The organism is Rhodoferax sp., assembly GCF_039922535.1.
Lineage (GTDB): Bacteria > Pseudomonadota > Gammaproteobacteria > Burkholderiales > Burkholderiaceae_C > Rhodoferax_B.
On the sequence record NZ_JBDTEM010000115.1, the window covers coordinates 1 to 21,488 of the forward strand.

Annotated in this window: 19 protein-coding genes and 1 tRNA gene; 11 read left to right on the forward strand and 9 right to left on the reverse strand. The window is 62.6% G+C overall.

The features are described 5' to 3' along the window. Positions 1–1,158: AAA family ATPase (locus ABI213_RS05350; RefSeq protein ID WP_348026333.1), on the reverse strand; the 1,158-nt coding region annotated here is incomplete at its 3' end. A gap of 17 nt (positions 1,159–1,175) precedes the next feature. Next, entirely contained in the window at positions 1,176–2,069 is an 894-nt protein-coding gene (locus tag ABI213_RS05355) for an NAD kinase (protein ID WP_348006761.1), read from the reverse strand. A gap of 74 nt (positions 2,070–2,143) precedes the next feature. Between ABI213_RS05355 and hrcA the strand changes: the two genes are divergently transcribed. The 3 genes from hrcA (at position 2,144) to galE (ending at position 4,359) form a co-directional block, all read left to right on the forward strand. After that, positions 2,144–3,148, forward strand: a complete 1,005-nt coding sequence (hrcA, locus tag ABI213_RS05360; RefSeq protein WP_348006762.1) for a heat-inducible transcriptional repressor HrcA — start codon at positions 2,144–2,146, stop codon at positions 3,146–3,148. A 33-nt stretch (positions 3,149–3,181) separates the two neighbouring features. After that, positions 3,182–3,258, forward strand: a tRNA-Ile gene (locus tag ABI213_RS05365). A gap of 84 nt (positions 3,259–3,342) precedes the next feature. Further along, positions 3,343–4,359, forward strand: a complete 1,017-nt coding sequence (gene galE, locus ABI213_RS05370; protein ID WP_348006558.1) for a UDP-glucose 4-epimerase GalE — start codon at positions 3,343–3,345, stop codon at positions 4,357–4,359. Between the two features lie 139 nt (positions 4,360–4,498). On the opposite strand, the gene ABI213_RS05375 is transcribed toward galE, so the two are convergent. Next, positions 4,499–5,722: a multidrug effflux MFS transporter gene (locus tag ABI213_RS05375; RefSeq protein WP_348006559.1), complete on the reverse strand. Its 1,224-nt coding sequence runs from the start codon at positions 5,720–5,722 to the stop codon at positions 4,499–4,501. Between the two features lie 54 nt (positions 5,723–5,776). Further along, positions 5,777–6,961: a methionine adenosyltransferase gene (metK, locus tag ABI213_RS05380; protein ID WP_348006560.1), complete on the reverse strand. Its 1,185-nt coding sequence runs from the start codon at positions 6,959–6,961 to the stop codon at positions 5,777–5,779. Positions 6,962–7,097: 136 nt separating this feature from the next. Here metK and ABI213_RS05385 point away from each other — a divergent pair, with 136 nt between their 5' ends. Continuing rightward, on the forward strand, positions 7,098–7,946 hold the full coding sequence (locus ABI213_RS05385; protein ID WP_348006561.1) for a lysophospholipid acyltransferase family protein: 849 nt from the start codon (positions 7,098–7,100) through the stop codon (positions 7,944–7,946). Positions 7,947–7,977: 31 nt separating this feature from the next. After that, positions 7,978–8,844 (forward strand): lipid A biosynthesis acyltransferase, encoded by an 867-nt coding sequence (locus tag ABI213_RS05390; protein ID WP_348006562.1) that lies wholly within the window; start codon positions 7,978–7,980, stop codon positions 8,842–8,844. Between the two features lie 64 nt (positions 8,845–8,908). Here ABI213_RS05390 and yihA read toward each other — a convergent pair whose 3' ends face one another. Continuing rightward, the gene (gene yihA, locus ABI213_RS05395) at positions 8,909–9,592 is read right to left on the reverse strand and encodes a ribosome biogenesis GTP-binding protein YihA/YsxC (protein WP_348006569.1); all 684 of its coding nucleotides are present in this window, start codon (positions 9,590–9,592) and stop codon (positions 8,909–8,911) included. A 282-nt stretch (positions 9,593–9,874) separates the two neighbouring features. On the opposite strand from yihA, the gene ABI213_RS05400 reads away from it, so the two are divergent. The 5 genes from ABI213_RS05400 to ABI213_RS05420 all read left to right on the forward strand — a co-directional run bounded on the left by ABI213_RS05400 (position 9,875) and on the right by ABI213_RS05420 (position 15,918). After that, positions 9,875–10,513 (forward strand): c-type cytochrome, encoded by a 639-nt coding sequence (locus tag ABI213_RS05400; RefSeq protein WP_348026335.1) that lies wholly within the window; start codon positions 9,875–9,877, stop codon positions 10,511–10,513. Positions 10,514–10,632: 119 nt separating this feature from the next. Further along, positions 10,633–12,732 (forward strand): cytochrome c biogenesis protein ResB, encoded by a 2,100-nt coding sequence (locus tag ABI213_RS05405; protein ID WP_348006564.1) that lies wholly within the window; start codon positions 10,633–10,635, stop codon positions 12,730–12,732. Between the two features lies 1 nt (position 12,733). Continuing rightward, entirely contained in the window at positions 12,734–14,095 is a 1,362-nt protein-coding gene (gene ccsB, locus ABI213_RS05410; RefSeq protein ID WP_348006565.1) for a c-type cytochrome biogenesis protein CcsB, read from the forward strand. 130 nt (positions 14,096–14,225) lie between these two features. Then, a complete protein-coding gene (gene msrP / locus ABI213_RS05415; protein ID WP_348026337.1) occupies positions 14,226–15,224 on the forward strand; it encodes a protein-methionine-sulfoxide reductase catalytic subunit MsrP in 999 nt (332 codons plus the stop codon). Positions 15,225–15,282: 58 nt separating this feature from the next. Next, on the forward strand, positions 15,283–15,918 hold the full coding sequence (locus tag ABI213_RS05420; RefSeq protein ID WP_348006567.1) for a protein-methionine-sulfoxide reductase heme-binding subunit MsrQ: 636 nt from the start codon (positions 15,283–15,285) through the stop codon (positions 15,916–15,918). A 3-nt stretch (positions 15,919–15,921) separates the two neighbouring features. Here ABI213_RS05420 and ABI213_RS05425 read toward each other — a convergent pair whose 3' ends face one another. The 3 genes from ABI213_RS05425 to ABI213_RS05435 form a co-directional block, all read right to left on the reverse strand. Continuing rightward, entirely contained in the window at positions 15,922–17,184 is a 1,263-nt protein-coding gene (locus ABI213_RS05425) for an amino acid deaminase (RefSeq protein WP_348026339.1), read from the reverse strand. A 20-nt stretch (positions 17,185–17,204) separates the two neighbouring features. Further along, positions 17,205–18,479: a diaminopimelate decarboxylase gene (gene lysA / locus ABI213_RS05430; protein WP_348026341.1), complete on the reverse strand. Its 1,275-nt coding sequence runs from the start codon at positions 18,477–18,479 to the stop codon at positions 17,205–17,207. A gap of 134 nt (positions 18,480–18,613) precedes the next feature. Further along, on the reverse strand, positions 18,614–18,763 hold the full coding sequence (locus tag ABI213_RS05435) for a lipoprotein (RefSeq protein WP_348007448.1): 150 nt from the start codon (positions 18,761–18,763) through the stop codon (positions 18,614–18,616). Between the two features lie 62 nt (positions 18,764–18,825). Between ABI213_RS05435 and cyaY the strand changes: the two genes are divergently transcribed. Further along, positions 18,826–19,155, forward strand: coding sequence for an iron donor protein CyaY (gene cyaY, locus ABI213_RS05440; protein WP_348007449.1), 330 nt, complete (start codon positions 18,826–18,828; stop codon positions 19,153–19,155). Positions 19,156–19,166: 11 nt separating this feature from the next. On the opposite strand, the gene ABI213_RS05445 is transcribed toward cyaY, so the two are convergent. After that, positions 19,167–21,485, reverse strand: coding sequence for a penicillin-binding protein 1A (locus ABI213_RS05445; RefSeq protein WP_348026343.1), 2,319 nt, complete (start codon positions 21,483–21,485; stop codon positions 19,167–19,169). Between the last annotated feature and the right edge of the window lie 3 nt (positions 21,486–21,488).

Sequence of the window (21,488 nt, forward strand, 5' to 3'; positions counted from 1 at the left end):
GCCCAGGCCCTGCATCGCCAGGGTGATGGCTTTGGCAAGCCGGGGGGCCGCCAGGGTGCGGGCTTTGCTGATCGCAGTGGCCTCGGCGCGGTAGGCGGTCTGGGCTTTGCGCTCGGCGGCCTCCAAGGCTTGGCTGTCGGCGGCGGCGTCCAGCCGGTCCAGCTCGGTTTTCCAACTGGCCAACAGGCCGGGCAACTCGGCGGGCGTGCGTTTGTAGCGCCGGGCCAGCGACACCCATTGCGACAGGCGGTCGTCCAGCGCATCCAGGCGCTGGGGGTCCTGCTCGGTTTTGCGCAAGGTGGCGTGCAGCGAATGGGCGGCATCTTCGGCCTGCGCCAGGCTAGATGCCAAAACCTCGGCCAGCGCAGCGTATTCAGGTGCTATGTGCTCTTGATTGTGTAGCGCAGTGTGGGCGCGGGACAAACCGGCCAGTGCACCTGAATCTTCCCCCGAATCTTCGCCTTCCAGCGCGTCGATGGCGGTTTGCACGGCCTCCAGCAGGGCTTGGGTGTGTGACAGGCGGGTGTGTTCGGCGTTCAGCTCGCTCCATTCGTCGGCACCGGGGTTGAGCTTGCCCACCTCGCCAATCTGCCAGGCCAGCCGTTCTTGTTCTTGCTGCAGCGAGTCGCGTGCGGCCTGGGCATCGGCCAGGGCCTTTTGGGCGCTGCGCCACTGGGTCCAGAGCGCCTCTAGTGCGCGGGTGCTACTGCCCGCGTAGGCATCCAGCAGGCTGCGCACGGTGTCGGGCCGGGTCAGGCTTTGCCAGGCGTGCTGGCCGTGGATGTCCAGCAGTTGGTCGCCAATTTCACGCAACTGGGTGGCGGTGGCCGGGCTGCCGTTGATCCAGGAGCGGCTTTTGCCCTGCGCGTCCACGGTGCGGCGCAGCAGCAGGCTGTCGGCCTGGTCAAACCCGGCCGTGTCCAGCCAAGCGCTGATGGCGGGCAGGCTGTCGAATTCGGCGCTGATGTCGGCCCGGGCCGCACCTTCGCGCACCGTGCCCGCATCGGCGCGGCTGCCCAGCGCCAGTTGCAGCGCGTCGATCAAGATGGATTTGCCCGCGCCGGTTTCGCCGGTGAGCACGCTGAAACCGCCGTCCAGTTCCAGGTCCAACTCGCGCACGATCACGAAGTCGCGCAGGGTGATGCGTTTCAGCGCCATAGATTCCACGCCATCATTTAGGTGCCTTCGTTCCAGTGGAGTTTTTTACGCAGGGTGTCAAAGTAGCTCCAGCCTTGGGGGTGCAAGAAGCGCACGCGGTGTTCGGAGCGGCGCACGATGATGCGGTCGCCGTGCTGCAGCGAGGCCAGCGACTGCATGTCGAAATTGGCGCTGGCATCGCGACCAGCTATAAGTTCAATAGCTACCTCCGCAGCATCGGCGAGCACGATCGGCCTATTTGTCAATGTATGTGGGGCAATCGGCACCATCACCCAGCCGGGGATGGACGGGTGCATCAGCGGTCCCCCGGCCGACAGCGAATAGGCGGTGGAGCCGGTGGGCGTAGCGATGATCAGGCCGTCGGCGCGCTGGTTGGAGACCAGGTGGCCGTCCACCTCGACCCGCAGCTCCACCATGCCCGAGGTGGCACCGCGGTTCACCACTACGTCGTTCATGGCCAGTGTGTCGAACACGCAGTCCCCGTTGCGCATCACCTGGGCGTGCATCAGGCTGCGGTGGTCTTCCTCATAGGTGCCGTTCAACATCGGCAGCAGGGTGGCCTGGTAGGCGTTGATCGGGATGTCGGTGATGAAGCCCAGCCGCCCCTGGTTGATGCCGATCAGCGGCACCCCAAAACGGGCCAACTGGCGGCCAATGCCCAGCATGGTGCCATCGCCCCCCACCACCAGCCCCAGATCGCACTGGCGGCCAATGGCATCCACGTCCAGCACCGGGTAGCCCGTCAGCCCGGTGTTGGCCACCGTATCGGTTTCGACCACCACCTCACAGCCCTGGCCGGTCAAAAACTGCGCAATTTCCTCCAGTACATGGCACGAAGAGGCGTTCGCAACGTGGGTGCCCGGCGCGGCGTATTTGCCGAAGAGCGCAACGTGGCGGAATTGTGATTTCATGCACAAATTACAACACGACTTATGCTGCAACCGGAGGATGCGGCTAGGCGTCTTAACGCCCTTAAAATGAGGCCATGCTCGATGAACGTGCCAAGTTGTTAATGAAAGCGCTGGTCGAGCGCTATATCGCCGATGGCCAACCCATAGGCTCGCGCACGCTCTCCAAAGCCTCAGGCCTGGACCTGTCGCCTGCCACCATCCGCAATGTGATGTCCGACCTGGAAGAACTTGGCTTGATCGTCAGTCCGCACACCTCCGCCGGGCGTATCCCTACGGCGCGCGGCTACCGACTGTTTGTGGACACCATGCTCACCGTGCAGTCTGGCCCGCTGGCACCGCCCAAGCTGGTGGCCGAGCAGCCGCAGAAGGTCATCGTCAACGCGGCCAATCTGCTGTCCAGCCTGTCGCAGTTTGTCGGCGTGGTGATGGCCCCCCGGCGCACCTCGGTGTTTCGCCACATTGAATTTTTGCGCCTGTCGGACAAGCGCTTCTTGGTCATCATCGTCTCGCCCGAAGGCGATGTGCAAAACCGCGTCATCTTCACCGAGGTGGACTACACCTCCTCGCAACTGGTCGAAGCCGCCAATTACCTCAACGGCCACTACGCCGGCCTATCCATCGAGCAGGTGCGCGAACGCCTGAAGAACGAGGTCGAAACTCTGCGCGGCGAAATCGCCAGCCTGATGCAAGCCGCCGTCAACGCCAGCTCCGAAGCCCTGACCCGCGAACAGGACGAGGTGGTGATCTCTGGCGAGCGCAACCTGCTGGCCGTGAGCGACTTCTCGGGTGACATGGGCCATCTGCGCCGCGCGTTTGACCTGTTCGAGCAAAAAACCCAAATCATGCGGCTCTTGGACATCTCCAGCCAGGCCGAAGGCGTACGCATCTATATCGGCGGCGAAAGCCAGGTGGTGCCGTTCGAAGAGCTGTCCATCGTCAGCGCGCCCTACGAGGTGGACGGCCAGGTCGTCGGCACGCTGGGCGTCATCGGCCCCACCCGCATGGCCTACGACCGCATGATCCAAATCGTGGACATCACCTCCAAGCTGGTCAGCAACGCCCTGAGCCACCAGAAATAGCGCTTCGGCCCACAGTAGAATGCTGGGTTGTGTGGGGCGTTAGCTCAGTTGGTTAGAGCAGAGGACTCATAATCCTTTGGTCGAGTGTTCAAGTCACTCACGCCCTACCATTTAATGCATGCGCCTCAGCACCCATTTGGGTTCTGAGGCGTTTTTGTTTTGGCCTCCTCCGCGGGGCATGAAAAGGGCATTCCATGATTTTCGTGACCGGTGGCGCTGGCTACATTGGCTCCCACACCTGCGTTGAACTGCTCAATGCGGGGCTGGACGTGACGGTGTTCGACAACTTTTGCAACAGCCAGCCCGAGTCGCTGGCGCGGGTGGAGCGCATTACGGGCAAAAAGCCCCGGCTGATCGAGGGTGACATCCGCGATGTCGCGGCGCTGACGGCGGCGCTGCAATCCAGCGGAGCCACTGCGGTGATCCACTGCGCGGGGCTGAAGGCGGTGGGCGAGTCGGTGGCGCAGCCGCTGCGCTATTACGACAACAACGTGGTGGGCACGCTGCGCCTGCTCGAAGCCATGGGCGCGTGCGGTGTGAAGACGTTGGTGTTCAGCTCGTCGGCCACGGTGTATGGCGACCCACAGCGCCTGCCGCTGACCGAAGACCACCCGCTGTCGGCTACCAACCCCTACGGCCGCAGCAAGCTGATGGTGGAGGACTTGCTGCGCGACCTGCACCGCAGCGACGCGTCATGGCGCATCGGCATCTTGCGCTATTTCAATCCGGTGGGCGCACACGCAAGCGGGCTGATTGGCGAAGACCCGCGCGGCACGCCCAACAACCTGCTGCCCTTTGTGGCCCAGGTGGCCGTGGGGCAGCGCGCATTCTTGAACGTGTGGGGCGACGACTACGACACCGCCGACGGCACCGGCGTGCGCGACTACATCCACGTGGTGGATCTGGCGGTGGGCCACCTCAAGGCGCTGGAGCGTCTGCAGACCGTGCCCGACTTTTTGACCGTGAACCTGGGCACCGGCATCGGCTACAGCGTGCTCGACATGGTGCGCGCGTTTGAAAAAGCCAGCGGCAAGCCCGTGCCCTACCAGGTGGCCCCCCGGCGGCCCGGCGACATTGCCGCCTGCTACGCCGAACCCACTGCCGCATTGGAATTGCTGGGCTGGCGCGCCGAGCGCGGGCTGGATGCCATGTGTGCCGATGCCTGGCGCTGGCAGAGTGCCAATCCGACCGGGTTCAGTGCGGCAAGTTAAATGATATGTGCGTATTAGTGATATCTAAGTGGTATCTCTATGCGCATCATTTGGGTCACTGGTGCAGATTTAACCTGCGCTGGCAGCTATTTATTTGGTAGTGCTTCTTGCTTTTGGGTATGAGGTTTTGGCACTCAGCCTAAACTACGCGACCAATCTCTGGCCAGCGGCGGTGCAGTCCCATCCAGGCCAGCAAGCCCACGCCGAGCAAAACTGCGGATGCCAGCGCCAGCGCGATGGTCGAATGCATCACCAGGGGGGCCAGCACCCCGGCCACCAGCCCGTTAGCGGTGGAGCCCAGGCAGGCCTGCAGGCTGGAGGCCATGCCACGCCGCTCGGGCACCAGGTCCAGCACCAGCAGGGTCACGGCGGGCACCATCATGGCCCAGCCAAAGGCGAACAGGGCCACCGGAAACAGCGCCCAGCTGACGTGCGCTGGGAACAGCAAATTGGCCAGCACGTTCACCAGCGACACCACCACCATGATCACGAAGCCGTGGCGGATTTGCGTCTTGGCCGGCACCTTGCCCGCCATGCGGCCACTCAGCCAGGCCCCGGACATGATGCCGCTGATGGTCAGCAGAAAGAACCAGAAAAACTGCGTCGGCCCCAGCCCCAGCAGGTGGCCCAAAAACTCGGGGGCCGACAGCACGTACAAAAACATGCCGTTGAAGGGTACGCCGCTGGCCAGCGCCAGCAGCACAAAACGCGGGTTCGAGCACAGCTGCCAGTAGCCACGCAGCAAATGGCGGGCGTTCAGCGGCTGGCGCTGGTCCACGTGCAGGGTTTCGGGCAAAAACCGGAAGTTGGCCGTCCACAGCAGCACGCCCACACCGGTCAAGAACCAGAAAATGCTGTGCCAGCTGATGTGCACAAACAGCCAGCCGCCAATGATGGGCGCAATCGCCGGGGCCACGCCAAAGTAGATGGTGATCTGGCTCATCACCTTTTGCGCATCGGCGGGGGCAAACATGTCGCGCACCACCGCCCGCGACACCACAATGCCCGCGCCGGTCGACAAGCCCTGCAGCGCCCTAAAAAACACCAGTTGCCCAATGCTTTGCGACAGGGCGCAGCCCGCGCTGGCCAGGGTAAAAATGGCCAAACCCGTCAACACCACCGGGCGGCGGCCAAAACTGTCCGATAGCGCCCCGTGGAACAGGTTCATGAACGCAAAGCCAAACAGGTAGGCCGACAGCGTTTGCTGCATCTCGGCCGGGGTGGCGTTCGTTGACGCCGCAATGCCCGAAAACGCCGGGATGAAGGTGTCGATGGAAAACGGCCCGAGCATGCCGAGCAGGGCCAACAAAATGGCCAATGCCCAGCGTGGAGCGGGCCACAACTGGGCGGCGTTTGGATTCATATCAAGCAGCGGGGTAGTGGGTCCACCAGTATCCCCGCGAACTGCATGGCGCGCTTACTTCAGGCCTGCCGCTGCGCGCAGGATCTGCGCCTTGTCGGTGCGTTCCCAGGTGAACTCGGGCTCTTCGCGGCCAAAGTGGCCGTAGGCGGCGGTTTTTTCGTAGATCGGGCGCAGCAGGTCCAGCATCTGGATGATGCCCTTGGGACGCAGGTCGAAGTGGGCCGTGACCAGTTCGGCGATTTGCTCGTCGGGGATCACGCCCGTGCCTTCGGTGTAGATGGTCACGTTCATCGGATGCGCTACGCCGATGGCGTAGGCCACCTGGATCTGGCACTGGCGCGCCAAACCGGCGGCCACGATGTTCTTAGCCACGTAGCGGGCGGCGTAGGCGGCCGAGCGGTCCACTTTTGTGGGGTCTTTGCCGCTGAACGCACCGCCACCGTGCGGGCAGGCGCCGCCGTAGGTGTCCACAATGATCTTGCGGCCAGTCAAACCGCAGTCGCCTTGCGGGCCGCCGATGACGAAGCGGCCCGTGGGGTTGATCAAGTACTTGGTGTCTTGCAGCCATTCCTTGGGCAGCACGGGTTTGATGATTTCTTCGATCACGGCTTCGATGAAGGAATCCTTCATCTTGTGCGCGGTTTCCGACTGGTCGGGGTGGTGCTGGGTGGACAAGACCACGGTGTCGATGCTGTGCGGCTTGCCGTCCACGTAGCGCATTGTCACCTGGCTCTTGGCATCGGGGCGCAAGAAAGGCAGGCGGCCATCCTTGCGCAACTGCGCCTGGCGCTCCACCAAACGGTGGGCGTAGTAGATGGGCGCGGGCATCAGCTCGGGCGTCTCATTGCAGGCGTAGCCAAACATCAGGCCCTGGTCGCCCGCGCCGGTGTTCAGGTGGTCGTCTGACGCATGATCCACGCCCTGGGCGATGTCGTTGCTCTGCTTGTCATAGCAGACCATGACTGCGCAGCCCTTGTGGTCGATGCCGTACTCGGTGTTGTCGTAGCCGATGCGCTTGATGGTGTCGCGCGCCACCTGAATGTAGTCCACGTGCGCGTTGGTGGTGATTTCACCGGCCAGCACGACCAGGCCGGTGTTGGTCAGCGTTTCGGCGGCCACGCGGCTTAAGGGATCTTGCTTGAAGATGGCGTCCAGAATCGCGTCCGAGATCTGGTCGGCTACCTTGTCGGGGTGGCCTTCGGAGACGGATTCAGAGGTAAAGAGAAAGTCGTTCGCCATTTTGTAAACTCCTGTGTTGGTGATGGCGCGTTGCCAGCCTGGGGAGCTTTGGCGAACGCTTTAGCAGATGTGTTTAACGTCGCCCTGCAAGTAGTTCAGTTAACTCAGCGACTTTGTCATTTTACCGCCACAAACTATGTCCCTGTTGTTCCGATGGTCCGCCCACCTGCCGCTGGCGGTGCTGCACCTGCTGGGTGCGCTGCTGGGCTGGCTGGCCTATCTGGCATCGCCCACCTACCGCAAACGCTTCAATGAGAACGTGGCCCAGGCCGGCATTCCCCCGCGCCAGGCCCGCCGTGCGATTGCCGAAGCGGGCAAGCTGGCCACCGAGCTGCCCTGGCTGTGGCTGCGCCCCCGCGCCCAGAAGCTGCCGAAAATTGCATGGCAGGGCGTGGAGCACCTGGAGGCCGCGCTGGCGCTGGGCAAGGGCGTGGTGTTTATGACTCCGCACGTGGGCAGCTTCGAGGTGGTGCCGCAGGCCCATGCTGCCCGTTTCAGCGAAAAGTACGGCGCGATGACCATTTTGTACAAGCCGTCCAAGTTCGCCTGGCTGGACGACTTGCTCAAGGCCGCCCGCTCCGCACCCGGGCTGGAGGCCGCGCCCACCACCACCGGCGGCGTGCGCATGATCCTTAAGTCGCTCAAGCAGGGCCGGGTGGTGGGCATGCTGCCGGACCAGGTGCCGGGTGAAGGGCAGGGCGTGTGGGCCCCGTTTTTTGGCCGTCCGGCCTACACCATGACCCTGGCTTTACGTTTGGCCCGGCAAAGTGGCGCGCCGATGCTGGTAGCCTTGGGCGACCGTTTGCCCTGGGGGCGCGGCTATGTCATCCATGTGCACCCCCTGCAGATTCCGCTGGACCAGGGCGATACCGTGGCGGCCACAGCGCTGAACGCGGCCATGGAAGACCTGATCCGCCAACGCCCCGGCATGTACCTCTGGAGCTACGCGCGCTACAAGCAGCCGCGCCCAGAATCCCGCCCTTGATTCCCGTTTTTGTTTCTAATTTGGATTTTTGATGCTGTCCCAAGGATTGATTGTGTTTATGCGCCTGCTGGCGCGCCTGCCGCTGGCCTGGGTGCGCGGCGTGGGCTGGGTCCTGGGCATGTTGCTGTATGGCTTGCTGGGTGGTCGGCGGGCCATCGCCACCACCAATCTCAAGCTATGCTTTCCAGAGCGGTCAGCGCAGGAGCGGCGGGCGCTGGTGCGTCAAATATTTGTCTATTTCACCCAGGCTTGGCTGGACCGGGGCTGGCTGTGGCACGGTGCGCCCGAGCGCACTTTGCAGCGGCTGAAGATCGTGGGCGACGTGGCGCAGCTCAACGGCGATGACCCCACCGTGCTGTTTGTGCCGCACTTTGTGGGGCTGGACGCAGGGGCGACGGCCTTGTCGCAGCAAATTCCGCGCGACTTCAACACCATCTTTACCCCCCAAAGCAACCAGGTGATGGACGCGTGGATCGCCCAGGGCCGCCAGCGCTTTGGCAACGCCCGCCTGTTTGACCGCCGCCAGGGCGTCAAAGACATCGTCGCCTCGCTGCGCCAGGGCCAGCCGCTGTACCTGCTGCCCGATATGGACTTCGGGGCCAAGGACGCGTTTTTTGTGCTGTTTTACGGCATGGCGGCCGCCACCGTGCCTTCCTTGTCACGCTTCGCTCGGCTGGGCCGTGCCAAGGTGGTGCCGGTGCTGACCCGCATGACATCTTGGGGTTACGAGGTAGAGGTGTTGCCCGCCTGGGACGACTACCCCAGCAACGATGCCGAGGCCGACACCGCGCTGATGAACCGCCGCCTGCAAGACTACATCGCCACCATGCCCGCGCAATACTTCTGGGTGCACAAACGCTTTAAAACTCGTCCTCCGGGCCAGCCTGAGGTGTACTGAGGTTTACTATGCTTTTGGGAGCTGCCAGCGCAGGTGGAATATGCGCTAGAGCCCTAAAAGACTATTAATTTTCATCCAGGTTTTCGGGCTCGTCCAGGTTCTCTGGCTCGTCGATCACCGGTGCTGCGGGCTTGGGCGCGGGCGCATCCGCGCCTTCGGGGTGCGCCCACTGCCACAGCAGCTGGCTGGCTTCGTCGATGCCCTGCTTCTTTAACGCCGAGAACAGCTTGACCTCGCCGCCACCGGCCTGCAGGCGCGCGATGGACAAGGCCTTGGTGGCCTCTTCGCGGTTCAGCTTGTCGGACTTGGTCAGCAAAATCAAAAACTTCAGGCCTTCGGCCACACGCGGGCGCACGATGTCCAGCAGGATTTCGTCCAGCTCGGTCAGGCCGTGGCGCGGGTCGCACATCATCACGATGCCGACCAGGTTCTCGCGGGTGACCAAATAATTGGCCATCACGCGCTGCCAGCGGATCTTGTCGGCCTTGGGCACCGCCGCGTAGCCGTAGCCGGGCAAGTCGGCCAGTACCGCATCGGTGATGCCTTGTTTGCCCAGGCTAAACAGGTTGATGTTCTGCGTGCGGCCGGGCTTTTTGGAGGCATAGGCCAGCTGCTTTTGCTGCGTCAAGGTGTTGATGCAGGTGGATTTGCCCGCGTTGGAGCGCCCCACAAAGGCGATTTCCGGTACGGTCAGCGGCGGCAGATGGTGCAGTTGCGGCGCGGTGGTCAGGAATTTGGCCGTGTGCATCCAGCCTGCGGCAATGACGGCCTGGCTTTTGGCGGGCGGCAATTTGGGCAAGGGCGCGCCGTTGGCTGCCGGGGGAGAGGTAGGAATCATGGAATCTTCGGAGGACGGGGGTGTCGGTGCTGGCTACAGGGCTGGTGGCCCTGGGTTCAGTCTCTGCGCCCGTCGTGTTCAAGGGGTTTTCGTAAAGAGAACCGGACCCGCATTGTAGAATCATCGGCTTGTGCGCCCCAAATCGCGATAGAAGTGCCCCGCAAAAAGACAAATCGATAGGCCCCCTCGAATATGAAGCTCCTTGTCTCCTTGTTGACCGCCGCCGCGCTGGCAAGCCCTTTCTTGTCGGCTTTTGCCGCCGAGGAAAAGCCCGCAGCACCCATGGCCGCCAAGCCCGATCTGGTCAAAGGCGAGGCCAGCTTTACCGCGGTGTGCGTCGCCTGCCACGCTGCAGACGGCAATTCAAGCATTGCCGCCAACCCCAAGTTGTCTCAGCAGCACCCCCAGTACCTCATCAAGCAGTTGCAGGAATTCAAGTCCGGCAAGCGCAACAACGCCATCATGAAGGGCTTCGCCACCGCGATGAGCGATGACGACATGCGCAACATCGCTTACTGGGTCACCTCCAAGCCCATCAAGCCCGGCTTTGCCAAAGACAAAGAGCTGGTGGCCCTGGGTGAGCGCATTTACCGCGGTGGCATTGCCGACCGCCAGATCGCCGCCTGCGCAGGCTGCCACAGCCCCAACGGTGCGGGCATTCCCGCCCAGTACCCGCGCCTGGGTGGCCAGCATGCCGAGTACGTGGCGACGCAATTGACCACCTTCCGTGACGGTGGCCGCAAGAACAGCGCGCAAATGACCATGGTGGCCGCCAAGCTGAACGACCGCGAAATCAAGGCCGTGGCCGACTACATCGCCGGCCTGCATTGATGGCGGCCCGGCGCAGCGGTTCCTAGGGAACCAAGCGCCCCGTTCACACCCTAAAAAGGGCGGGCCATCCAGGATGGCCCGCCCTTTTTGATTCCCGTTTTGGAAGTATTGACTCCCCCATGTCTGTTAGCACCCACGGCGTTCGCGTCAAAACCCGCTCCCATGTCCTGCGCGCTGCCGTGGAGCTGTTTTCGTCGATGCGGTTTTCGATCTCGCTGCTGACCGTCATCTGTATCGCCTCGGTCATCGGCACAGTGCTCAAGCAGCAGGAGCCGCTGGTCAACTACGTCAACCAGTTCGGGCCGTTCTGGGCCCAGGTGTTTGCGGCGGCCAGCCTGACCACGGTGTACAGCGCCTGGTGGTTCATGCTGATTCTGGCGTTTTTGGTGCTCAGCACCTCGCTGTGCATTGCGCGCAGCACGCCCAAAATTTGGGCCGACTTCAAAATCTACAAAGAAAACATCCGCGCCCAGAGCCTGAAAGCTTTCGCCCACCACGCCCAGGCCACGCTAGCGGAATCGCCCGAGGTGGCCGCCCGGCGCATCGGCCAAACTTTGGTCAGCGGTGGCTGGAAGGTCAAGCTGCAGCAACGCGACAACGGCTGGATGGTGGCTGCCAAGGCCGGTGCCGCCAACAAACTGGGTTACATCGCCGCCCATAGCGCCATCGTGCTGATCTGCCTGGGCGGCCTGTTCGATGGTGATCTGGTCGTCAAGGCGCAGATGCTGCTCAACGGCAAGTCGGTCTACAAAGGTGGCGGCCTGATTGCCGACGTGCCCGCCGACTACCGGCTGGGCCCCAACAACCCGACCTTCCGCGGCAACATCCTGGTGGCCGAAGGTTCGCAGTCCAGCACAGCCATCTTGAACCAGGCCGAAGGCGTGGTGCTGCAAGACCTGCCGTTTTCGATCGAGCTGAAGAAGTTCATCGTCGAGTACTACTCCACCGGTATGCCCAAGTTGTTTGCCAGCGAAATCGTGCTGCACGACAAGGAAACCGGGGCCGCCATTCCGGCCCGCGTAGAAGTCAACCACCCGGCCAACTACAAGGGTGTGGAGATTTACCAGTCCAGCTTTGACGACGGCGGCTCCAAAGTGTCGCTGCGGGCCGTGCCCATGGGGGCGGCCACCAAGCCGTTCGAGATCGACGGCATCATCGGCGGTACTTCGCAGCTGACCCAGGGTGCCGGTGGCGACAAGCTCACGCTGGAATACACCGCGCTGCGCGTCATCAACGTGGAAAACTTTGGGGCCGATCCCACATCCTCGGGGGCAGACGTGCGCAAGGTCGATTTGCGCCACGCCATCGACTCGCGCCTGGGCGCGGCCAACAAGACGCAAACCCAGAAGGTGCTGCGCAACGTCGGCCCCAGCATCACCTACAAGCTGCGCGATGCCGCAGGCCAGGCCCGCGAGTTCCATAACTACATGCTGCCCGTGGATACCGGCGACGGCGTGCCGGTGTATCTGCTGGGCATGCGCGAGAACCCGGCCGATGCGTTCCGTTACCTGCGCATCCCGGTGGACGGCGAGGGCAGCATGGACAGCTTTACCCGCCTGCGCGCCGCGTTGCTGAACCCGGCACTGCGCGCCCAGGCCGTGCAGCGCTACGCCGCCAAGGCGGTAGACCCGTCGCGGCCCGAGCTGGCGCAGCAACTCAGCCAGTCGGCCAACCGCGCCCTGACCCTGTTTGCCGGGGGTGAACCCGGTGGTAAAGGTGGCCTGCAGGCGATTGCCGACTTCATCGAATCCAACGTGCCCGAGGCCGAGCGTGAAAAAGCCGGTTCGGTGCTGGTGCGCATCTTGAACGGTGTGCTGTTTGAGCTGCTGCAAACCACCCAAACCCAGGCCGGGCTGCCGCCCCTGGAGGCTTCGGACAAAACCCAGGGCTACATGACCCAGGCCGTGCTGGCCCTGAGCGACGTGCAGTTCTACCCCGCGCCCATGGCCTTTGAGTTGACCAACTTTACCCAGGTACAGGCCAGCGTCTTCCAGGTGGCCCGCGCACCGGGCAAGAAAGTGGTATATCTCGGCTGCGCGTTCCTGATCCTGGGGGTGTTTGCGATGCTGTACATCCGCGAACGCCGCGTCTGGGTCTGGCTCAGCCAGGGCGAAGGCCTCACCGAAGCCAGCATGGCCCTGTCCACCAACCGCAAGACGCTGGACGGCGACCGCGAATTTGACCACCTCAAAGACAAGTTGATTGGGGCGAAAGACTGATATGAACATGACCACCGTATCCACTAATACCGCTACGCCCACCACCATCCAACTCAACGAGGCTTACTTTGGCCGCCGCAGTCCCTTCGACTGGCTGTTTGCCGCCCTGGTGGTGGCCGGTGGCCTGTTTGCGTTCAGCCGCTACATGGCCTACATGGACGTGTACGAAAAAGGCATTTTGTTGGGGGCCATGCCCGCCGCCATCTGGATCGGCTGGTTCTGGCGGCCGCTGCGGGTGCTGATGTTGACGGTGGCGGCACTCTCGCTGCTGGCCATCTGGTCCTACCAGGTGGATGGGCAAGGCAGCCTGCCGCGCTCGGAAACCGTGTTCTGGCTGAAGTACTTTTTGTCCAGCCAGTCGGCCATTTTGTGGATGAGCGTGCTGTTCTTCCTTTCCACCATTTTTTACTGGTTCGGCATGGTCGCGTCGGGCAACAACAGCGCCAGCATGGAGTCGATTGGCTCGCGCATGGCCTGGGTGGCAGTGACCATGGCGCTGGTCGGCATGATGGTGCGCTGGTATGAAAGCTATCTGATCGGTGCCGATGTAGGTCATATCCCGGTCAGCAATCTGTACGAAGTCTTTGTGCTGTTTTGCTGGCTCACCGCTACGTTCTACCTGTACTTCGAGGCGCAGTACAAAACCAAGGCGCTGGGGGCTTTTGTGATGCTGGTGGTTAGCGCAGCGGTGGGCTTTTTGCTTTGGTACACGGTGGTGCGCGAGGCGCATGAAATCCAGCCGCTGGTGCCCGCGCTGAAAAGCTGGTGGATGAAGCTGCATGTGCCGGCCAACTTCATCGGCTACGGCACGTTTTCGCTAGCCGCCATGGTGGCCTTTGCCTATTTGATCAAGCAGCAGGCGGCAGAAACCCGCTGGCACAAGCTCACGCCGCTGTGGCTGCTGGGCATCGTGCTGTGCTTTATCCCGCTGGTGTTCCGCAAAACTACGTCGGAAGCGGGTGGCAGCTACTGGGCGGGCTACTTGCTGGTGTCTACGGTCGTCATGGGCGGCATTCTGTGGGGCCGCAAGCGCATTGCCTCGCGCCTGCCCACCCTGGAAATTCTGGACGATGTGATGTACAAATCCATCGCCGTGGGTTTTGCCTTTTTCACCATCGCTACCGTGCTGGGGGCTTTGTGGGCGGCAGAGGCTTGGGGTGGCTACTGGAGCTGGGACCCGAAGGAGACCTGGGCGCTGATCGTCTGGCTGAACTATGCCGCCTGGCTGCACATGCGGCTGATGAAGGGCCTGCGTGGTACCGTGGCCGCCTGGTGGGCGCTGGCGGGCCTGGGCGTGACCAGTTTTGCCTTCCTCGGCGTCAACATGTTCCTGAGCGGCCTGCACAGCTACGGTACCTTGTAGCGGGTGATGCCCATGGCCCGGCAGAGCCGGTTCTACGGTGTCTCTGGGCAGGTGGGGGTGAATAGTTACGGAACCTTGTAAGACTTTCGCTTCTCGCACGACTGATAGCTAAACCACAAGGATTTACCCCATGTTGATCAAGACCCACTCCGACGGATTTCTCCACCCCGCATCCAGCGAAATCACGCCCCAGCGCGTCTACGCCGGGCGGCGCGACATGGTCAAGCTGATGGCCTCGGGAGTCGCCGGGGCGGCGCTGGCCACCTGGGCCGGGCGTGAGGCCATGGCGCAGTCAGCCCCTGGAGGCGGCAAGCTGGCCCCGTTGGTGGGGGCCAAGTCGGCCGTGGCAGGGGCGGTGGTGATGGAAAAAATCACCCCCTACAAAGATGCCACCAGCTACAACAATTTATACGAATTCGGTACCGACAAAGCCGATCCGGGGCAAAACGCCCACACCCTGAAAACCACGCCCTGGACGGTGGAGATCGAGGGCATGGTCAAAAAGCCAGCCAAGTACACGCTGGAAGACCTGCTCAAGCTCTCGCCCATGGAAGAGCGCATCTACCGTCTGCGCTGCGTAGAGGGCTGGTCCATGGTGATTCCGTGGGTGGGTTATTCGCTCAGCGCGTTGATCAAGGCCGTGGAACCCACCAGCGGTGCCAAGTTTGTCGAATTCGTCACTTTGGCCGATCCCAAGACCATGCCCTTTGTGGGCTCCCGCGTGTTGCAGTGGCCCTATGTAGAAGGCCTGCGCATGGACGAAGCCATGCACCCGCTGGCGCTGCTGACCTTTGGCATGTACGGCGAAGTGCTGGCCAACCAGAGCGGTGCGCCGGTGCGCATGGTGTTGCCGTGGAAGTATGGCTTCAAAAGCGGCAAGAGCATCGTCAAAATCCGCTTCACCGACAAGCAGCCCGCCACCGCCTGGAACAAGGCTGCCGCCAACGAGTACGGTTTTTATTCCAACGTCAACCCGAATGTGGACCACCCACGCTGGAGCCAGGCGACCGAGCGTCGCATCGGCGAAGACGGCCTGTTCGCCAAGAAGCGCAAAACCCTGATGTTCAACGGCTACGAGGCCCAGGTCGGCCAGTTGTACGCCGGGCTGGACCTGCAGAAAAATTTCTAAAACCCTTGCGGGACAGACCGTAGCGAAGCGAAGCTCTGTCCCCAACTGGAAAGAAGCCATGAAAAAGTTGCTCCTCCACCCCGCCGCCAAGCCGGTGGTTTTTCTGTTGTGCCTGTTGCCTTTTCTGTCGCTCACCTATCGGGCGTTTACCGACGGCTTGGGTGCCAACCCGGCCGAGTTCCTGATCCGCGCCACCGGCGACTGGACGCTGCGCTTCATCTGCATCGTGCTGACCGTCACGCCCCTGCGCACCATCACCAACACGCCGGGCCTGGCGCGCTTTCGGCGCATGCTGGGGCTGTACGTGTACTTCTATGTAGTGGTGCATTTGTTGAGCTACAGCTGGTTCGACATGGGCTTTGACGTGCCCGATATCGCCAAGGACATCGCCAAGCGGCCGTTCATTCTGGTGGGGTTCTCGGCCTTTGTGCTGCTGACACCGCTGGCGGCCACCTCGTTCAACCGCGCTATCAAGGCCATGGGTGCCAAGCGCTGGCAGACGCTGCACAAGCTGGTCTACGGCATCGCCGGGCTGGGCTTGTTGCACTTTTTTTGGATGCGGGCAGGCAAAAACAACTTTGCCGAGGTGTTCGTGTACGCCGCCATCGTCGCCGTGTTGCTGGGCTGGCGTGTGGCCCAGTATTTAAAGAAAAAGAGCCTCCAGCGCACATCCAGCAAGCGTGTGGCGCTATAAAAATTAAAACTCGGTGTGGATGGCCCCAGTGACGCGGCCATCGTCTTCCACCACCGCCATCCAGCGCCATTTGTCGAAGGTGGTGCAGGGGTGGGAAATGCCCAGCACCACGCGGTCGCCTACCTGGGGCACCACCCCATCGGGGTCAAAGCGCAGGTAGGCGTGCTGGTCGTTCAGTGCGCTGATTTTCCAATCCCCTGGGGTTGCTATGGTTTGCGTAGCGCATCGTGCAGCGTACATCTGCGGTAGAGGCATTTCCAGGTCATATGAAATATCGCGGCGGCCACAGGTAAGCAGGGCCAGGCCGGGCTCGGGCACCGACTGCACCAGCGTCCATACCGACAAGGCGGCGCGCAAAGAGCTGCTTAGCCCTTCGCGCTGCTCCAGCTGCTTCAAATACCGGGCGTAGTTGCCGTGGTCGTGGGTGATGTAGCAGCCCGAGCGCAGCACGCCGGTGAACGGGCGCGACAAACCCTGGGTGCGCAGCAGCGGCAGCACCAGGTCAAACACGGCAGAGCCCCCGGCGGTGACCAGCAGCTCCTCGCCTTGCCACAGACCTTCGGCATCCACCGCCCGCACCACCTCGGTGACACGGCGCAGCAGGGCTGTCACCTCCTGGGCATCGTGGGCGCTGTCGCAGCGGGCTACGCCGCCCTCGTAGCATTCAATGCCGCCCAGGCGTACCGCCGGGGACGCGGCCAGCGCCCGGGCCAGGGCCATCGCCTGATCGGCGGTGCGGCAGCCGGTGCGCTGGCCATAAATGCCCATTTCCAGCAGCACATCGAACGGCACGGTGGCCTGGCGCTGGTGTGCCCAGTCTTCAATCAAAGCCAGTTGTGCCAGCGAATCCACCAGAAACCAGACCTTGAGGCCGGGCTGCTGGGCCAGCAGTGCCGCCAGTGCATCAAAGTCGGCATCGCAGACCACCTGGTTGCAAATGATGACGCGGTGCGCTCCGGCCGCCACCCCTACGCGGGCCTGGTACACCGTGGCAAAGCTCAAGCCCCAGGCCCCGGCGGCAAGTTGCTGGGCAAACAGCTCTGGCGACATGGTGGTCTTGCCGTGCGGAGCCAGCACCACGCCCTTGCGTTCGGTGTAGGCCTGCATCCAGGCGATGTTGTGCGCCAATGCGGACCGGTTCAGAACGGCCAGGGGAAACGCCAGGTCGTTGGACAGCAGGTTCCAGCCAAGCCCTGCCAGGTCAGTGGCAAGTACCGGGGCGACGGATGGAAAGCTTTTGTAGTGCAGGTCGAGGGTGAGGGCCATGGGGCTGTGAAAATCAGGGTTTAGGTCACCAGCTTTTCAAACCGGATCTGGTCGGCAATTGATTCGCGCATGCGGATAAGGTGGGCGGCCGCGCCATCGACCAGCACTTCGGCAGGGCGGCCTCGGCTGTTGTAGTTGCTGGCCATGCTCATGCAGTAGGCACCCGCAGACAATACCGCCAGCAGGTCGCCTGGCTGCACCGCCAGGTCGCGGTCGCGGCCAATCCAGTCGCCGCTTTCGCACACCGGGCCCACCACATCCATCAGCGTGGTGGCCTCTGCGCGGGGGCTGAGCGCCGCAATGTGGTGGAAGGCCTGGTACATCGCGGGGCGGGGCAGGTCGTTCATGGCCGCGTCGATGATGCAGAAGTTCTTTTGCTCGCCGGGCTTGAGGTACAGCACCTCGGTGACGCACACGCCGGCGTTGCCGACCAGCGAGCGGCCCGGTTCGACCATCAACTGGCGCTGGCCGTAGCCGCGTGCATCCAGCTTGGCCAGCAGCTTGTGCCACAGCACGTCGGCCGCGGGCGGGGTGTCGTCCTGGTAGTTGATGCCCAGGCCGCCGCCAAAGTCGATGTGGTGCAGGGTGATGCCGGTGGCTTCGATCGCATCCACCAGGTCGAGCACGCGGTCCATCGCGTCCAGGTAGGGGGTTTCCTCGGTGATCTGCGAGCCGATGTGGCAGTCGATGCCGACCACGCGCAGACCGGGCAGGCTGGCGGCGCGCTGGTAGGTGGCCAGGGTTTCTTCGTGGGCAATGCCGAACTTGTTGCCCTTGAGCCCGGTGGAAATATAGGGGTGGGTCTTGGGGTCGACGTTCGGGTTCACGCGGATGCTGATGGGTGCGCGCAGGCCCATGGACAGGGCCACTTCGTTCAGCACCTCCAGCTCGGCGGTGCTTTCTACGTTGAAGCAACCGATGCCTACGCCCAGCGCGTGGCGCATTTCAGCGCGGGTCTTGCCCACGCCGGAAAAGATCACCTTGGCGGCCACCGCACCCGCCGCCAGCACCCGCGCCAGTTCGCCACTGGAGACGATGTCAAAGCCGCAACCGGCCTGGGCGAACACCTGCAGCACGCCCAGGGACGAGTTGGCCTTCATGGCGTAGCAAATTTGCGCTTTGCGGCCCGTAAAGCCCCGCTGGTAAGCGGCCAGGGCCTCCAGCATGGAGGCTTTGGAGTACACGAACAGCGGCGTGCCGTGGGTCTGCGCCAAGGCTGCGAGCGGCTGGCCTTCGATGCACAGGGCATTGTCTTGGTAGGCGATGTGGGGGTGGCCGGGCAGGGGAGAGGTCATGGACTATGGGGTAAAAAAGTTTGGGCAATGGTAGTGCGGTGGCACGCGCTTATCCATAGCAAATGCATGGTGCTTGCTGCGAATGGCCGGGGTTTTGCAGGGTTCGGGTCGTCCATGCCTGCAATTTAAAAAGCTCAGGGCGCGGAGGCCGGAGGCGTGGGTTTCAGCACCTCCGGTGTGAGGGTTTCGGGAAGCGTGGCGCGGTGCGCACCGGCCGGTTCCGTGGGGTGGTAGAGCACGCCTTTTTGGCCGCAGCCTCCCAAAATGGCAAGGCTTGCGACCATGGTGGCGGCAAGGACGGGGCGGCTGACTAGAATTTGGCTTAACTTCAACATGGCGAAATTGTATGACCGACCCTGAATTCATGGACCGCGCGGAAATTTTGCTGCAAGCCGTGGAGGCCAGTTGCGACCGTATCAACGACAGCACCGATGCCGATATCGACAACCAGCGAACCGGCGGCATGGTGACCCTGACCTTCCCCAACCGCACCCAAATCATCATCAACCTGCAAAAGCCGCTGCAAGAAGTCTGGCTGGCCGCCAAGTCGGGCGGCTACCACTACAAGTTTGATAGCACCCAGTGGATGGACACCAAGGGCCAGGGCGAGTTTTTCGCCAGTTTGACCCGCGATGCCAGCGCCCAGTCCGGGCTGCTGCTGGAGTTCAAACCCTGATCCGTTGTTGATTAATTTTTGAACAGGTCGATGATGCGGTTGCGTTCCTCGTTGGCCGGAGGTGGCGGTGTCGCAGCGCCATTGCCTGGAGCCGCTGGAGCGTCGTCCAAGCCCAGGCTGGTCACGCCGGTGCTGCGGCCGTACTCGGTGTAGAACCAGTCGCCACCGGCGTTGGTGACCCCTTCGGGCACTACCGGCACCACCACGGGCACGCCGTTCAAGGCGGTTTCCATGAAATTGATCCACACCGGCAGGGCCAGGCCGCCACCGGTTTCGCGTGCACCCAGGTTGCGCGGGGTGTCGTAGCCGATCCAGGTGATGGCCGTGAGCGTGGGTTGATACCCCGCAAACCAGGCATCAATCGAGTCGTTGGTGGTGCCGGTCTTGCCGTACACGTCGGGCCGCTTGAGGATGCGCTGGGCCGCTGCCGCCGTGCCGCGCAGGGTCACTTCGCCCAGCAAATTGGTCATCATGAAGGCATTGCGCGGGCTGATGGTGCGCACCGCTTCGTCCAGCACGTGGGCTTTGGTTTCCACCAGCACTTTGCCGCGTTGGTCGGTGACCTTGGCGATCAGCCAGGGGTTGACGCGGTAGCCGCCATTGGCAAACACCGAATAGGCGGAGGCCATCTGCATGGGTGTTACCGAGCCCGCGCCCAGCGCCATGGTGAGGTAGGCGGGATGTTTTTCGGGGTCAAAACCGAAGTGGGTGATCCATTCCTGTTCTTTCTTGGGGCCTATGGCCTGCAACAGGCGGATGGAGACCATGTTTTTGGATTTGGCTAGCGCGGTGCGCAGAGTCATCTGGCCTTCAAACTTACCGTCGTAGTTTTTGGGTTCCCAGGGCTGGCCGCCGGTGACACCTGCGTCAAAGAACAGCGGTGCGTCATTGACAATGGTGGCGGGGGTAAAACCGATTTCCAGGGCGGCTGAATAAATAAATGGCTTGAAACTAGAGCCCGGTTGCCGCCAGGCCTGGGTGACATGGTTGAACTTGTTCTTCTGGAAGTCGAAGCCGCCTACCAGGGCCTTGATGGAACCATCGCGCGGGTCGATGGCGACAAATGCACCCTCCACCTCGGGCAGTTGGGTGATTTCCCAGCTGCCTTTGGGTGTCTTCACCACGCGGATGATGGCACCGCGCCGGATCTTGATATTAGGCGGCGCTTTGTCGGCCAGGCCCGACTGCGCAGGTTTCAGGCCGTCGCCGGTAATGTCTACTGCGTCGCCGTTTTGGCGCACGGCGCTGATCTTCTTGGGGTTGGCATCCAGCACCATGGCCGACATCACGTCACCGTTGTCGGGGTGGTCTACCAGGGCTTCGTCGATCGCGTCGTCCAGGTCAGCCGGGTCGGTGGGCAGGGTGACGAACTTCTCTGGGCCGCGGTAGATCTGGCGGCGCTCAAAGTCCATCAGGCCCCGGCGCAGGGCTTTGTAGGCGGCATCCTGGTCGTTGGCCTTGAGCGTGGTGTAGACATTCAGCCCGCGGGTGTAGGTTTCTTCGCCGTACTGCGCAAACATCAGCTGGCGTACGGTCTCGGTCACGTATTCGGCGTGGATGCGGTCGCTGCCATTGCCCGAGCGCACGTGCAGCTCTTCTTTGCGGGCAGCGTTGGCTTGGTCTTCGGTGATGAAGCCGTTTTCTTCCATGCGGGTGATGATGTGCTGCTGCCGGATCTTGGCCCGGGTGGGGTTGGAGATCGGGTTGTAAGCCGAGGGGGCTTTGGGCAGGCCTGCAAGCATGGCGGCTTCGGCAATGCTGAGGTCCTTCAAGGGCTTGCCGAAGTAGGTTTCTGCTGCCGAAGCAAAACCGTAGGCGTGGTTGCCCAGGTAGATCTGGTTCATATAGATTTCCAGAATCTGGTCCTTGGTCAGCGCGTGTTCGAGCTTGAAGGTCAGCAGAATCTCGTAAATCTTGCGGGTGTAGCTTTTTTCAGCCGATAAATACACATTGCGCGCCACCTGCATGGTGATGGTGGAGGCACCCTGGCTTTTCAGACGGCCCATATTGGCCACGGCTGCTCGCACCATACCTTTGTAATCCACGCCACCATGCTGGTAGAAGCGCGCGTCTTCAATCGCCAGCACGGCATCTTTCATGACCTGGGGAATGTCTTTGATAGGGGTGAGGCTGCGGCGCTCTTCACCAAACTCGGCCAGCAAAGTGCCTTCGGCTGAGAATACCCGCAGCGGCAGCTTGGGGCGGTAGTCAGATAGCTCTGAAATATCGGGCAAATTGGGGTACGCCACTGCCAGTGCCACGCCGATAACCATGGCAAGTGCCACCACGCCAGCCAGCGCTAGACCCAGTCCCCAACCCAGTAGGCGCAATGA